Raw genomic sequence first — 13,761 nt, forward strand, 5'->3', positions numbered from 1 at the left:
GAGGTGAAATATACGTTACAGCCCCGACTCCGTCAACACCTATTTCGAAAAAAGATAGGGTTTTTCAGATATCGAAACGTAAGCACATGATTTCAATAAGAATCATGCCTAAGCGATTTTACAAGAACTTTTGGACAGCCCGGAAAACAGGGCTTCCCAGCTTGTTGCCATCGGAAGATAAGCTGCAAAAGCGGGTTGGTTTTCCCTGTTTTTTCCGGAAAAGCCGCTTTCCGGCAAATTATTCGGCGCAGACTTTATGCCTTAGGCATTAATTGTTAAGCTGAACGCATTCCACCGCCCAGGAGACATCCATGCAGCAAACCTTGCGTCAACGATTGGAGGGCTTGCCCGCGCCGTTTTACGCCTTGATGCTGAGCGATGTGCTGAGCGGCTTGGCGATGGGCGCCGGTTATGTCGCCATCAGTTGGTGGGTGGTGCAGTCCGGCGGCGCGCGCGATATGGCCTGGTTCGGCTCTATCACCGCCTTGGTGATGCTGCTGTCGCTGCCGCTGACCGCGCCCTTGGGCGACCGCCTGCCGAAAAACCGCCTGATTGGCGGCGGCATGCTGCTGGCGATGTTGAGCGCCTTGCTGCTGGCGCTGATGGCGGCGCAGGGCTGGTATCGCATCGGCTGGGTGATTGCGGTGGAGTCGCTGGCGATGCTGGCCTGGTCCATTGTGCTGCCGTCCATGCTCAGCATCGCCGCCGAGATGGTGCCGGCGGCCAGGCTGGGCGATGCGCTGTCCTTGCAGAAAAGCTCGCAGTCGGCGGGCAATCTGATCGGCCCGGTGCTGGGCGGCGGCCTGATGGCGGCGACCAGCCCCACCCTGACTCTGCTGGCCTACGCCTGTTTGCTGGTGGTGGCCGCCGCGGCTTCCTTATATGTGCGCGTGCCGCCGCGCGCGGCGGGCACCGTCCGCAGCCCCTGGCTGGAAGATATCCGCAGCGGCCTGTACGCGCGCTGGCGCATTCCGCTCGAACGCTATTGGACCTTGGCGGTTTTCATCACCCTGGTGGCCTTCATGCCGCTGGTGACCACCTTGCTGCCGGTCAAGCTGCACGCGCTGGGTTTGTCCGCAGCCTGGCTGGGCGGTTGCGAGGCGGCGATCAGCGCCGGCATGCTGCTGGGCTCGCTCTGGTTCACCCATGTGCTGCTGCGCCGCTTCAGCCGCTATCAGGCGCGCACCTTCGGCATGCTGGTCTGCGGCGTGCTGATGCTGGTGGTGGCCTTGAGCTCCAATCCCTGGTTGATCCTGGCCTGTTTCGCGGTGATGGGGCTGATGTTCGCGCTGAACCAACTGATAGGCCAGACCCACCGCACGCTGGCGGTGCCTGAAAATTACCGCGCGCGCTTTTCCGCCATCAATGTGATGTTGGTGAAGATAGGATCGATGCTGGGGCCGGCCCTGGCCGGCGCGATGCTGCATGTGCTGCCGCTTGATCAGGTCTACCTGATTTTCGCGCTGCTGCATTTGGCCACCGTGCTGCCTATGCTGCTGCTGCCGGGCCTGAAGGCTTTCCTGGAGCTGGACCACGAGGAGGTGAAGGACTGGTATTGGCGGCGCCACCCGGAGGCGTTCCGCGATTTGGCGGCCGCCCCTCCCGCCAAGCCGGCATGCGAGGCGCGCTGACGCGGATGCGAGAACGGCGGCCATCGGCCGCCGTTTGCGTTTCTATATATATAGGAGTGGATCAGAGCACGTAACGCGCCAAATCTTCGCGCTCGGCCACTTGCTCCAGCTTGCTGTCCACATAGCCGGCGTCGATCTCGCAGCGGCCGGCCTTGGCGTCGAAAGCCACTTCTTCCAGCAGCTTTTCCATCACGGTGTAGAGACGGCGCGCGCCGATGTTCTCGGTTTTCTCGTTGACCTGCCAGGCGATCTCGGCCAAACGCTGGATGCCGCTGTCGACGAACTCCAGTTCCACGCCCTCGGTGGCCATCAGCGCCTGGTACTGGCGGGTCAGACAAGCGTTGGTGCTGGTGAGGATGGCCTTGAAGTCGTCCACGGTCAGCGAAGACAGTTCGACGCGGATGGGCAGGCGGCCTTGCAGTTCCGGGATCAGATCCGACGGCTTGGACAGCTGGAAGGCGCCGGAAGCGATGAACAGGATGTGGTCGGTCTTGACCATGCCGTACTTGGTGGACACGGTAGTGCCTTCCACCAGGGGCAGCAGATCGCGCTGCACGCCGGCGCGAGAGACGTCTGCGCCGCCCTGGCCTTCGCTGCGGCTGGTGACCTTGTCGATCTCGTCCAGGAACACGATGCCGTTCTGCTCAACGTTCTTCAGCGCCTCGGCGCGCAGCTCCTCGTCGTTGACCAGCTTGGCGGCCTCTTCGTCGATCAGCTGCTTGCGCGCCTCCGTCACCTTCATCTTGGCCGTCTGCTTCTTGCCGGAGCCCAGGCCCTGGAACATGCCTTGCAGCTGGCTGGCGAAGTCTTCCATCCCCGGCGGGGCCATCACGTTCATCTGCGCCGCCGGCGCGGCGATTTCGATTTCGATCTCTTTATCGTCCAGCGCGCCTTCGCGCAACATCTTGCGGAATTTCTGACGGGTGGCGCCGTCTTCCGGCTTGGTTTCCGCCTCCGGCTCGCCGCCGAAGAAGCCGGCCTGCTGACGCGGGCGCGGCAGCAGCACGTCCAGGATGCGGTCTTCGGCCGCGTCTTCCGCGCGCGGGCGGTTGCGCTTGATGGCGGTGTCGCGGGTGTCCTTGATCGCCACTTCCACCAGATCGCGGATGATGGTGTCCACGTCGCGGCCGACATAGCCGACCTCGGTGAACTTGGTGGCCTCTATCTTGATGAAGGGCGCGCCGGACAGCTTGGCCAGGCGGCGGGCGATCTCGGTCTTGCCCACGCCGGTGGGGCCTATCATCAGAATGTTCTTGGGAGTGATTTCGCTGCGCAGCGGCTCATCCACCTGCTGACGGCGCCAGCGGTTGCGCAGGGCGACCGCCACCGCGCGCTTGGCCGCGTTCTGGCCAATGATGTGTTGGTCCAGCTCGTGGACGATTTCCTGCGGGGTCATTTGCGTCATGACTTTCTCCAGCCGGAAGCGGCGCTCCCGGCGATTTGATTCTTGAATCGGGCGGCTCAGTTGGCTGCCGGCTCTTCGGCTTCGCCCAACAGCTCGATCACATGGTTGTGGTTGGTGTAGATGCAGATGTCGCCGGCGATCTCCAGCGATTTCTTCACCACCACTTCCGGCGCCAGATCGGTGTTATCAAACAATGCGCGCGCCGCGGACTGGGCGTAGGCGCCGCCCGAACCGATGGCGGCGATGCCGTCTTCCGGCTCCAGCACGTCGCCGTTGCCGGTGATGATCAGAGTGCAATCCTTGTCGGCGACGATCAGCATCGCCTCCAGCCGGCGCAACATGCGGTCGGTGCGCCAATCCTTGGCCAACTCCACCGCCGATACCAGCAGATTGCCCTGATGCTTTTGCAGCTTGGCCTCAAACCGCTCGATCAGGGTGAAGGCGTCGGCGGTGCCGCCGGCAAAGCCCGCCAGCACCTTGCCGCCGTGCAGCTTGCGCACCTTGCGCGCCGAGGCTTTGATCACGATGTTGCCCAGGGTGACCTGGCCATCCCCGCCCAGCGCCACGCGATTGCCGCGGCGAATGGACACGATGGTGGTTCCGTCGAACTGTTGCATGTTTTGTATTCCAATAATGTCGCCACCGGCACTCCGCCGTGGCCAATGCTGCAAGATATGCAGGCAAAACCATGGATTGCAAGCGCCGGAACGCTCCGGCGCGCCGGCGGGCGCGGCGCTTGGCAAAATCCTTTTCCCGTCATTCATTTATCCATGTCAATGACTTAGGGATATACGCGTTTTCCAGCTTGGATAATGAGAATAGTTTGTATTATCATCACCGTCATGAACCAGCGAATTCTTCAATACTCGGCGCTCTCCAGCACCGTGGGCCTGCATGCCCTGGTCTTCGTGCTGATGGGCGGCGCAGTGGCGATGCAGCAACCGATCACGCTGCCGCGCGTCGCCAGCATGGAAATGATCAGCCTGGCCGCGCCCAGCAAGGCCGCCGCGCCGGCTGCGCCCAAGCAGCAGCCCAAGCCCGAGAAAAAGCCGACGCCGCAGGTCAAGCCCACCCCGACGCCGAAACCGACTCCGGTCAAACCCAAGGTGATGGCCACGCCCACCCCGGCCGCGCCCAGCGCCAAGGCCATCAGCGTGCCCACCGCCGCCCCCGCGGCGGAAAGCAAGCCCAGCCCGGCCGCCAACTCCGCCGAGGGCGGCAGCTCCCGCGGCCAGTCCGCCGACGCCAAACCCTCGATCACCGAGCCGATGTACCGGGGCGGCTATCTGAACAACCCCAAGCCGGCCTACCCGGCGCTGTCCATTGAAGAAGGCGAAACCGGCACCGTGCAGCTGCGCGTGCACGTGTCCGCCCAGGGCCAGCCGCTGGACGTGGCGCTGGCCAACAGCAGCGGCTTCCCGCGGCTGGACCGCGCCGCCGTGGCGGCGGTGAAGCGCTGGACCTTCACCCCGGCCAAGCGCGGCAGCGAAGCCATCGCCTACACCTTTATCGTTCCCGTTGAATTTTCTTTGAAGTCTGCCAGATCATGAAACTCCCAGCGGCATTTCGCCAAAACGGCTCCATACTGGCGACAACGACCATCGTCCTGGCGCTGATCAGCAGCGCCATGGCAACAGCCGCCCCCGTCGAGGCCGAACGCTCGCTGGACCCCGCCGCCGAAACGACGGCAGCCACTCGCGCGCCCCCTTTTCGCGACCGGCAGTCGAACAACCCCAAACCGGCCTACCCGGCGATGTCCATTGAAGAAGACGAAACCGGCACTGTGCAGCTGCGGGTGCATGTCAACAGCCAAGGCCTGCCGCAAGACGTGAGCTTGGCCAAAAGCAGCGGTTCTCCCCGACTGGACAGTGTGGCGCTGGACACTGCCAAACGCTGGCGCTTCATTCCTGCCCAACGCGGCGGCAAGCCCATCCCATACACTTTTTTCATTCCCGTTGAATTTTCTTTGAAGTCTGCAAAACCATGAATCTAATGACTGTATTCCAACAAGGGGACGCCGTGCTGGTCGCGGTGTTCATGATCCTGGTCCTGATGTCGGTGCTGACCTGGTACCTGATCCTGGTGCGCGGCGTCAGCACCTGGCACATCCGCCGCGCCAACAAGCAGGCCGAAGCCGCGCTGTGGGACGCCCCGAACTGGAAGCAGGCGGAAACCCAGCTGCAGGATTCGCGCGCGCCCTTCGCCAACCTCACCCGCCAGGGCCTGGCCGCGCTGCGCCACTACCGCAGCCAGGCTGAGCGCCCGCTGGGCCAGAGCTGCGATCTGGACGAGTTCCTGACCCGCGCCATCCGCAAAGGCCTGGCCCAGGAAAACGGCAAGCAGGAAACCGGCATGACCGTGCTGGCCTCGGTGGGCTCCACCGCGCCCTTCATCGGCCTGTTCGGCACGGTATGGGGCATTTACCACGCGCTGGTGAACATCGGCGCGGCCGGTCAGGTCACCATCGCCGCGGTGGCCGGCCCGATCGGCGAAGCGCTGGTGGCCACCGCCGCCGGCCTGGCCGCCGCCATCCCGGCGGTGCTGGCCTACAACGCCCTGACCCGCATGCAGCGCATCATGGCGCAGGACATGGACTACTTCGCCCACGATCTGCACGCCCAGCTGCTGACTCAGTCCGGAGAAATCGATGGCGTTCGGTAGTTTCGACAAAGGCGGCTCCGCCCCGATGGCGGACATCAACACCACCCCGCTGGTGGATGTGATGCTGGTGCTGCTGGTGGTGTTCATCATCACCACCCCGCTGCTGACCAATACCGTCAAGCTGGACCTGCCGCAGGCCAGCGCCGCCGCGCAGCAGAGCCAGCCCAAGGAAATCCGGCTGGCTATCGACGCCGCCGGCGCGGTGTTCTGGAACGACGTCAAAGTGCCGGAAGGCGAACTGGACGCGCGCTTCGCCGCCGCCGCCCGCGACAACCCGCAAGTGGAGCTGCACTTGTTCGCCGACAAGAGCGTGCGCTACGAGAGCGTGGCCAAGACCCTGGCCAGCGCCCAGCAAGGGGGCATCAGCAAGATAGGCTTCGCCACCGAAGCGCCGTAACAGACGAGTCAGGCCGGCGCCCGCCGGCCGCTCCAAACCGTCACCCCCGCTCCAGCCATCGCAACGCGCAGCCCAGCCCTACCTGAATGTGTCTGCCGGCGTCTCACAACAGGCCTGCCGCACAAAAACCATACACATTCGCAAGCGCTAATATGCGAACATGGAACGCTTGATCCCATCCGGCGGCGCGGACGCCGGATGCGCGTTTTCACCATCCTCGCGCCGTATAATCATCACCGCGACATCACACTTTTCGATTCCAATATGCGTACACTCACTCTCGGACTGGCCGCCGGCCTCTACAGCAGCTTCAGCGCCGCCGCGCTGCAGCCGGTCAGCGAAGCGCCGCTGGCGGTCAAAACCGCCGTCAGCTGCCAGCACAATAAAGACAACAGCCTGGACTGCGTCACCAGCAAGCAATTCACCATCCTCCACCCCTCCGGCCGCGAACAGCTGTCCCGCATCGATTTCACCTACCCGGCCGAAGACCGGCTGCGGGTGGAACAAGCCGAAGTGATCCAGCCCAACGGCAAAGTGATCAAACTGGGCAAATCCCAGATCGAAACCCGCGCCGCGCCCAATCCGGACGCCGGCGTCAGCCGCGACATGCAAACCTGGATGGCCTTCCCGGAATTGTCGGTGGGCAGCACCGTGTCCTACCGCATCAAGACCCACAGCGTGGCGCAGCCGCTGGTGCGCCAGCTGCGCTACCAACTGGACCTAGGCCCGCAAAAAGCGCGCGAAGACAGCTTCAATTTCGAGCTCCAGTCCACCCGCCCGCTGATCTGGCGCGGCATGATGCTGGACGATTACGCGGTGGACGCCAGCGCGGACCGCAAACGCATCAAGGTATCGCTGCGCCGGCCGCGCTACCTCAACTACATCAACGAGTGGAACAACAGCGCGCTGCGCGAATGGCCGCAGCTGGTGATCGCCACCTCGGACCAGCCGCAAGACCACTTCGGCGCCCACGCCCGCCGTTACAACGAAATCCTGGCCGCGCCGCTGCCACCAGCCGCCGCCGCCGTGGTGGCCGCCAACCAGGGCAAGCCGGCCGCGGAGCAGGCGGCCGCCTTCATGCAGCACATCAACCGCAACTACCGCTACCTCAACGACACCCGGCTGGCGGAACGCGGCCTGGTGCCGTTCACGCTGGCGGAAATCGAAAAGCACGGCTACGGCGACTGCAAGGACCTCTCCACCCTGCTGACCGCCATGCTGCGCCGCGCCGGCGTCGCCGCCGAGCCGGCGCTGATCTACCGCGGCAAATTCGCCCCGCCGCTGCTGCTGCCCGGCGTCGGCGCGCCCAACCACATGATCGTCCGCGCCGACATCGCCGGCCAGACCTGGTGGCTGGACCCGACCAACCCCTTCTTCCAGCCCGGCCGCATCATGTCGGACCTGCAAGACCGCTGGGCCTTCATCATCGGCAAGGACGGCGTGGTCAGCCAGACCCAGGTGCCGATGGAAGCCGCGCGCACCGATCTGAACATCAAGCGCGAAAACGCGCTGAAAGCCGACGGCAGCGCCGACGTTCGCGCCGACATCGAACTGGCCAACTCCGCGCTGATCGACACCATTTTGCAAGACCGCTACCAGGGCGTCAGCGCCACCGACCAGAGCCTGTGCAACCGCCTGAGCGGCCAGCCGGAAGACTGCAAGGTCCAGCGCGACAAAACCTCCTTCATGGTGCCATCCAGCTATCCGCTGCGCATGAGCGTGCGCGACCCGCGCATGCTGGAGAAGATTTCCGGCCTGTTTCTCTACGACTCCCACTTCAAGGGCGTGTGGGACAGCTTCGACAACTACAAGCGCAACGGCAACCTGGCCGACGTCTATCTGGGCGACGCCAGCGCCATGCAGTCCGACGTGCTGCTCAAGGGCGCCAAGGCCATCCAGCCGGCCTTCGAATGCAAGGTGCGTTCCCCCTGGTACGAAGTGGACGCCAAGCAGCAGCAGACCGCGGCCGGCATCCGCGTCCAGTACCGGATCAGCAATAAGGTGCGCTGGCTCAGCCACGCCGAGATCAACAGCCCGGAATTCGCCAAGCTGATAGACGACGCCCGCGCCTGCGTGTCGCAGATCCGCCAGATCGTCAAACTCTGAGCGCCGGTTTACGATCTGAGGCCCATCTCGGCCAAACCGCGAAGGATGCCAAAGGCATCCTTTTTGTTTTTGTAAGAACTAGATTATTAAGAATTAATTTAAGCAGCACCGCGTCAAGCATGGGCAGTACAAATAAATAAACGCTTGCCCCTACTGGGCCAGTGGCCGAAAATGAACATTTAGAGGTTATGCAATCGACAAATAAGAGAGAAACAGACCATGACGCACCCCGCCGCCGGCACGGCCAGCAAGGAAATCCGGCTCGCTCCTCATGAACTGATCATCACCAAGACCGACCCCACCGGCCACATCACCTACGCCAACCGCGTGTTCATGCGCATCGCCGGCTACGCCGAGCACGAGCTGCTGGGCAAGCCGCACAATCTGATCCGCCACCCCGACATGCCGCGCGGCGCCTACCGGCTGATGTGGAAAACCCTCCAACAGGGCCAGGAATTCTTCGCCGTGGTGAAAAACCACAGCAAAAACGGCGACTACTACTGGGTGCTGGCCAACGTCACCCCGGACTACGACCTGCGCGGCCAGCTGCAAGGCTATTACTCCGTGCGCCGCCCGCCCAGCCAGGAAGCCATCAACGCCATCGAACCGGTCTACGCCCAAATGCGCCAGATCGAAGCCAGCCACAACAAGGCCACCGCGCCGGACGCCTCCGTGGCCTGGCTGCAGCAAGTGCTGGCGGACAAAGGCGTCAGCTACCAGGACTTCATCCTGTCCCTCAACGCCCAGGTGCTGCAAGCGCCGGGAGTCGCCGCATGAACCAGTTCAAACACAAGCCGCCCTTCCTGCGCACCCAGCTGGGCTGGTGCATCATAAGCTTCAACCTGCTGGTGGCCTTCTCGCTGCTGGACGGCTATCTGTTCCCCGAGATCGTCGGCCGCATCGTGGACGCGCTGCTGCTCGCCGTCTCCATCGCCCTGTCCCTGCTGCTGTGGCGCCACAGCGGCCGCATCTTCGGCCTGCTCAACACCCTGCACGAGCAGTTGGGCTACGCCAGCTCCGGCGAACTGCACCACCGCGCCACCGGCACCCGCAACCTGGGCGAAGTGGGCAAGCTCGCCTGGCAGCTCAACGACTTCCTCGATCTGATCGAAACCTACTTCAAGGAAATCAACACCTGCTTCAAGGCCATCAGCGCCGGCGACTACAGCCGCCGCCCGCTGAGCCAGGGCCTGCCGGGCATCCTGGCCAGCTCGCTGGGCAGCGTCAACCGCGCCATCCAGACCATGGCCGACAACGACGGCTACATCCGCCGCAACCGCCTGTCCTCGCAGCTGGCCGCGCTCAACAACCCGCATCTGCGCAAGGACCTGGCCAGCAACCAGAGTGATCTGGAAGACATCAGCCAGGCCATGGCCGACGTGGCCGCCATCACCCAGGACACCGCCGACGGCGCGCGCGTCAGCCTGGAAACCGCCCAGCACCTGTCCGGCCACCTGGACACCATCGCCGACAGCGTCAGCAGCATGGACACCGCCAGCACCGCGCTGGCCCAGGAGTGGCAGGGCATAGAAACCTCGCTAGCCGACATCTCCGCCATCGCCGACCAAACCAATCTGCTGGCGCTGAACGCCGCCATCGAAGCCGCCCGCGCCGGCGAAACCGGCCGCGGCTTCGCCGTGGTGGCCGACGAAGTGCGCAAGCTGGCGGAGCGCAGCAAGAGCACCGCCAACAATGTGCAGGACGTGTTGGAGAACCTGTCGCTGCGCATCGGCAATATGCAGACCCAGGCCAGCGCCGCCGGCAATGTGGCCAGCCAGGTCAAGGACTCGGTGGAAACCTTCCGCCAACGCTTCAGCAGCCAGGTGGAACAATCGCAGCAGGTGATGGCGCAGGTGAACCGCGTGCACGACAAATCCCAGCTCAGCCTGCAAAAAGTGGGGCATGTGATCTTCAAGCAGACCGCCTACCACTCGATAGAAGAAGCCAAGCCGCTGGAACAGGGCAGCGAGCTGCAAGGCTGGTTGCAGCTGCAAGGCCAGCAGTCCTTCGGCCAGACCCGTTCCTGGAGCGAGCTGGCGGCCACCGAGCAGCAGGCCAGCCAGCACATCGGCGCCGCGCTGGCGGTGTTTGGCCAGGAAGGGCCGCTGGACGAGCAGGAAATCGTCGAGCGGATGCAGAAGCTGGAGCAGGACAGCGGCCGCATCCTGCGCTATCTGGACAAACTGGGCGAGGAGAAGCACGGCCAGTAAGCCAGGGTTCAACACCCGCCGCGCATCGGCGTTGGAGCGCCGGCGGAGGCGTGGCCGGGCAGGAATCAAGCGGGGCAGCTTTCAGCGGCCCCGCTTTTTTGCGTATGCGCCGCGCTCAGAAGCGGCGCTGGTGGGTATCGCCTATTCGATGGCGGGGTTTGGTGGGTATCGCCTGTCGGCTCCTCCCACCCTACCAATCCGCCTGCCGTAGGGTGGGTCGAGCATAGCGATACCCACGCGGAAAGGCGGCGGGATTGAGCTTTGGGTTTCGATGGCGGGGTTTGGTGGGTATCGCCTGCGGCTCCACCCACCCTACCAATACGCCTCACGTAGGGTGGGTGGAGCGTAGCGATGCCCACGCGGACATGTGGCGGGCTTCATCCTTGGGTTTTGGTGGCGGGGATTGGTGGGTATCGCCGATGGCTCCACCCACCCTACCAATCCGCCTGCCGTAGGGTGGGTGGAGCGTAGCGATACCCGCGCGAACATGCGGTGGAATCCATCCTTGGGTTTCGATGACGGGGTTTGGTGGGTATCGCCTGTCGGCTCCTCCCACCCTACCAATCCGCCTCACGTAGGGTGGGTGGAGCGTAGCGATACCCACGCGAACATGCGGTGGAATCCATCCTTGGGTTCCGATGGCGGGGGTTTGGTGGGTATCGCCTATCGGCTCCTCCCACCCTACAAGTCCCCCTCACGTAGGGTGGGTGGAGCGCAGCGATACCCACCAGCCGAGGTCAGCGATTGCGCAGGCGGATGCGGCGGAAGCGCGCTTCCAGATTGAACCGCTGCCCCAGCGCCAGGTAGATCTGGTGTTGGCTATCGACATGGCGGTAAACCCGGACCCGGTCCGCGCCCAGCAGCATGATGATTTCCAGATAGTTGAAGAAACCCATCCACTGGCCGCGTCCATCGCGGTGGTCAAAATCGATGTCGCGCGCCACACGGCTGAGCAGGCCTTTGCCGACGTATTCCCGATTGTCCTTCAGCCATTGCAGCAGGTGAGCCGCGCATTCGCGGCCGTAGGCGTTGTCGGCGGGGTAGTCCTTGCTGGGCGCGGGCATCTGCCAGTAATGCCGATAGGTACGGCCGGGGCAGAAGCGAACAAAGGGAAGCAAGGCTTCCTGTTGCTCCAGCGAGTGCAGTTTGTAACGGCGGCGACGGGGAAAGTTTTGAGGATGGTGCATGGTGTTTCTCCTGTAATGACACAAGATGAAGCACCTGATCCCAAGTCGGAGGGAGCAGGATTGGCGTCTAAACAAATCAAATCGTTAACAGTGCAGGCTCAAAGCCCACCATGCACCTACCGAATAGCGTGGCCATGGAGAAATGACGAATATATGCGCGGAGGCTTATATTTGAGTTTGTTAACGAGACGCCAATCCCGTGTGCCGCATGTGGGCGGCAACCTGAGGATTGTTGCCGAGGGTGGGTTTTGGGTCAAGGTGGAGTGGTTGGTGTTGCTTGGTGTGTGGGTTTTGTATCCGCTGCGCGGATGATGATTTAGGACCGATTCCGCTAGATAACCAAGAAGGGACCAGGGGCGCATCGTATTCGTGGCTTATTCTTGGTTTTCTTTAGATATCCACAGAAAAGAGCTGTGGAGCTAAGTTACCCACAGAAATGACCCACTCCGCGAAACCACCCTCTTATTCAAAAAAGACCACCTCGTGTAGCGCCCAGGTGTCCCCTCGGGACGCGCCGGAGAAAAAGGGGGCTGCAAGGTTTTAAGCGGCTGCTTTGTTTGAGCGATTTGACGCTAGCAAATCGCGAGTTCAGCCGCGCCTTGCAGGCCTCTTTTTCTTCGGGGTTTCGCGTCCTGGGGGACGAGAGGGGATGGAAGGGGGCGGCGGCCCGCCCCCTCCCCGTTCGCCGCGCGGAAAGCGGCACCAAAAACATCATCCGCGCAGCGGATTCAAATTCCCTCACACCAGGCAACACTTCCTATCCGGGGCAGAATGCGACACCTAAACCTCCCCCCCACAACAAATGCAAAAAGGCGAAAACCCCAACCGAGGTTTCCGCCCTGCGACAACATCCGTTCCAACAAACCCTTGGCGCTAGGACCCCGCGCCCTGCCGCGCCGGCTCCCCGGCCGCCTCCGCCTCGGCGGCCGCGCCGCCGGCCAAACGCCGCAAAGACCCAAACCCCGCGCACATCGCCAGGCTGGCCGCAGCCGCGGCCGCGCCGAACCAACCCACCGCCGTCAACGGCGCCAAGGCCCGCGCCAGCGCGCCCAGGCCCAGGGCGCCCAGGCCGTCGCCCACCACGTCTTGCGCCGTCCACAGGCTGTTCACCCGGCCCAGCAAGTGGTCCGGCGTATTGCCCTGCACCAGCGTGAACTGCAACAAGGACGCGATCGAACCGAAATAGCCCAGCAAGGACAAGGCCAGCAGGCCGTAAGCCAGATGATGGACCAGGCCCAAAGAAGCGATGCTCAGCGACGAAGCCAGCACGCAGCTCAACATCACCGCGCCGGGACGGCTCAAACCACCCACCCAGCCGCTGGTGAAGGCGCCTATCATCGCGCCCAGCGGCACCGCCGAATACATCAGGCCCACCTCGAAAGCGCCGCCGCCGTAGCCGTCCTCCGCCAGCGACGGATACAACACTCGCACCGCGCTGAGCAGGGTTTGCAGCGTGCCCACCGCCACCACCGCGCCCACCACCTTGTTGCGCCACAGGAACTCGAAGCCCTCCAGCAAGGAACGCAGCGGATGCGCCGGCTCCCCGCCCTGCGGCTTCAAGGACGGCAAACGCGTCAGCGGGATCAAGGTGGCCAGGGTGCCGACGCCGGCCAGCAGGTAGTTCCAGTTCACCCCGGCCGCGGCGATGATCATGCCGCCCAGCAGGGGCGACAGCACGCCGCCGATGCGCATGGTCAGCATGCTCAGCGCGCCGGCGGCCGGCAGGTTTTCACGGCCGACGATCACCGGGATCGACGCCATCAGCGAGGTGATGCCGATGCCGCTGAAAAAGCCGTCCCAGGCCGACACCACGTACAGCGCCAGCACCGAGGGGTTGGTCATGAAGCCGTTGAGCGCCAGCGCCAGAAAGCCCAGGCCGCACAGCGAGCGGCCCAGCAGAATCAGCCGGCGGCGGTCCATGCGGTCCGCCAGCACGCCGCCGCACATCAGGCCGGCGAACATGCCGACGCCGTCCAGCGCCATCGCGGCGCCCACTTGCAGCGTGGAGCCGGTGAGCTGATGGATTTGCACCGGCACCGCCACCATCAGGATGCCGAAGGCGAACACCGAGATCATACGGGCGATGAAGATGGAGCGGAAATGCGGGTTGAGCCTGAGCAGGCTGAAATCAACGAAGATAGGCGACTTTTTCATGACAAAGTTT

Annotated in this window: 12 protein-coding genes; 8 read left to right on the top strand and 4 right to left on the bottom strand. The window is 63.7% G+C overall.

Annotated elements, in window-relative coordinates:
• Nucleotides 1-311 precede the first annotated feature (311 nt).
• The gene (locus JW897_RS13220; protein ID WP_205466456.1) at nucleotides 312-1,631 is read left to right on the top strand and encodes an MFS transporter; all 1,320 of its coding nucleotides are present in this window, start codon (nucleotides 312-314) and stop codon (nucleotides 1,629-1,631) included.
• A gap of 61 nt (nucleotides 1,632-1,692) precedes the next feature.
• Here JW897_RS13220 and hslU read toward each other — a convergent pair whose 3' ends face one another.
• Nucleotides 1,693-3,036 carry an ATP-dependent protease ATPase subunit HslU gene (gene hslU / locus JW897_RS13225; RefSeq protein ID WP_048415365.1) on the bottom strand — a complete coding sequence of 448 codons (1,344 nt, stop codon included), beginning with the start codon at nucleotides 3,034-3,036 and terminating at the stop codon, nucleotides 1,693-1,695.
• A 56-nt stretch (nucleotides 3,037-3,092) separates the two neighbouring features.
• On the bottom strand, nucleotides 3,093-3,653 hold the full coding sequence (gene hslV / locus JW897_RS13230; protein WP_205466458.1) for an ATP-dependent protease subunit HslV: 561 nt from the start codon (nucleotides 3,651-3,653) through the stop codon (nucleotides 3,093-3,095).
• A 225-nt stretch (nucleotides 3,654-3,878) separates the two neighbouring features.
• Between hslV and JW897_RS13235 the strand changes: the two genes are divergently transcribed.
• From JW897_RS13235 to JW897_RS13265, 7 genes are all read left to right on the top strand, one after another.
• A complete protein-coding gene (locus JW897_RS13235; RefSeq protein WP_205466459.1) occupies nucleotides 3,879-4,586 on the top strand; it encodes an energy transducer TonB in 708 nt (235 codons plus the stop codon).
• Nucleotides 4,583-5,023 carry an energy transducer TonB gene (locus JW897_RS13240; RefSeq protein WP_205466460.1) on the top strand — a complete coding sequence of 147 codons (441 nt, stop codon included), beginning with the start codon at nucleotides 4,583-4,585 and terminating at the stop codon, nucleotides 5,021-5,023. The genes JW897_RS13235 and JW897_RS13240 overlap by 4 nt, the downstream gene beginning before the upstream one ends.
• Nucleotides 5,020-5,697, top strand: coding sequence for a MotA/TolQ/ExbB proton channel family protein (locus JW897_RS13245; RefSeq protein WP_048415368.1), 678 nt, complete (start codon nucleotides 5,020-5,022; stop codon nucleotides 5,695-5,697). The genes JW897_RS13240 and JW897_RS13245 overlap by 4 nt, the downstream gene beginning before the upstream one ends.
• On the top strand, nucleotides 5,684-6,094 hold the full coding sequence (locus tag JW897_RS13250; RefSeq protein WP_205466462.1) for an ExbD/TolR family protein: 411 nt from the start codon (nucleotides 5,684-5,686) through the stop codon (nucleotides 6,092-6,094). The genes JW897_RS13245 and JW897_RS13250 overlap by 14 nt, the downstream gene beginning before the upstream one ends.
• Before the next feature lie 264 nt (nucleotides 6,095-6,358).
• Complete coding sequence (locus JW897_RS13255) at nucleotides 6,359-8,200, top strand: DUF3857 domain-containing transglutaminase family protein (RefSeq protein ID WP_205466464.1); 1,842 nt, start codon at nucleotides 6,359-6,361, stop codon at nucleotides 8,198-8,200.
• A 219-nt stretch (nucleotides 8,201-8,419) separates the two neighbouring features.
• The gene (locus JW897_RS13260; RefSeq protein WP_019102317.1) at nucleotides 8,420-8,977 is read left to right on the top strand and encodes a PAS domain-containing protein; all 558 of its coding nucleotides are present in this window, start codon (nucleotides 8,420-8,422) and stop codon (nucleotides 8,975-8,977) included.
• Entirely contained in the window at nucleotides 8,974-10,410 is a 1,437-nt protein-coding gene (locus JW897_RS13265; protein WP_205466466.1) for a methyl-accepting chemotaxis protein, read from the top strand. Before JW897_RS13260 ends, JW897_RS13265 begins: the two co-directional genes overlap by 4 nt.
• Nucleotides 10,411-11,147: 737 nt before the next feature.
• Here the strand turns inward: JW897_RS13265 and JW897_RS13270 are convergent.
• Together JW897_RS13270 and entS are read right to left on the bottom strand one after the other, a co-directional pair.
• Nucleotides 11,148-11,597, bottom strand: a complete 450-nt coding sequence (locus tag JW897_RS13270) for a hypothetical protein (RefSeq protein ID WP_205466468.1) — start codon at nucleotides 11,595-11,597, stop codon at nucleotides 11,148-11,150.
• A gap of 873 nt (nucleotides 11,598-12,470) precedes the next feature.
• Nucleotides 12,471-13,751 carry an enterobactin transporter EntS gene (gene entS / locus JW897_RS13275; protein WP_205466469.1) on the bottom strand — a complete coding sequence of 427 codons (1,281 nt, stop codon included), beginning with the start codon at nucleotides 13,749-13,751 and terminating at the stop codon, nucleotides 12,471-12,473.
• Nucleotides 13,752-13,761: the final 10 nt, after the last annotated feature.

It is taken from the genome of Chromobacterium alkanivorans (assembly GCF_016937655.1).
Lineage (GTDB): Bacteria > Pseudomonadota > Gammaproteobacteria > Burkholderiales > Chromobacteriaceae > Chromobacterium > Chromobacterium alkanivorans.

Coding starts and splice junctions, on each gene's coding strand:
- JW897_RS13245 (WP_048415368.1), top strand. CDS start 5,020: ATGAATCTAATGACTGTATTCCAACAAGGGGACGCCGTGCTGGTCGCG.
- JW897_RS13255 (WP_205466464.1), top strand. CDS start 6,359: ATGCGTACACTCACTCTCGGACTGGCCGCCGGCCTCTACAGCAGCTTC.
- JW897_RS13270 (WP_205466468.1), bottom strand. CDS start 11,597: ATGCACCATCCTCAAAACTTTCCCCGTCGCCGCCGTTACAAACTGCAC.
- JW897_RS13220 (WP_205466456.1), top strand. CDS start 312: ATGCAGCAAACCTTGCGTCAACGATTGGAGGGCTTGCCCGCGCCGTTT.
- JW897_RS13235 (WP_205466459.1), top strand. CDS start 3,879: ATGAACCAGCGAATTCTTCAATACTCGGCGCTCTCCAGCACCGTGGGC.
- JW897_RS13260 (WP_019102317.1), top strand. CDS start 8,420: ATGACGCACCCCGCCGCCGGCACGGCCAGCAAGGAAATCCGGCTCGCT.
- hslU (WP_048415365.1), bottom strand. CDS start 3,036: ATGACGCAAATGACCCCGCAGGAAATCGTCCACGAGCTGGACCAACAC.
- JW897_RS13240 (WP_205466460.1), top strand. CDS start 4,583: ATGAAACTCCCAGCGGCATTTCGCCAAAACGGCTCCATACTGGCGACA.
- entS (WP_205466469.1), bottom strand. CDS start 13,751: ATGAAAAAGTCGCCTATCTTCGTTGATTTCAGCCTGCTCAGGCTCAAC.
- hslV (WP_205466458.1), bottom strand. CDS start 3,653: ATGCAACAGTTCGACGGAACCACCATCGTGTCCATTCGCCGCGGCAAT.
- JW897_RS13265 (WP_205466466.1), top strand. CDS start 8,974: ATGAACCAGTTCAAACACAAGCCGCCCTTCCTGCGCACCCAGCTGGGC.
- JW897_RS13250 (WP_205466462.1), top strand. CDS start 5,684: ATGGCGTTCGGTAGTTTCGACAAAGGCGGCTCCGCCCCGATGGCGGAC.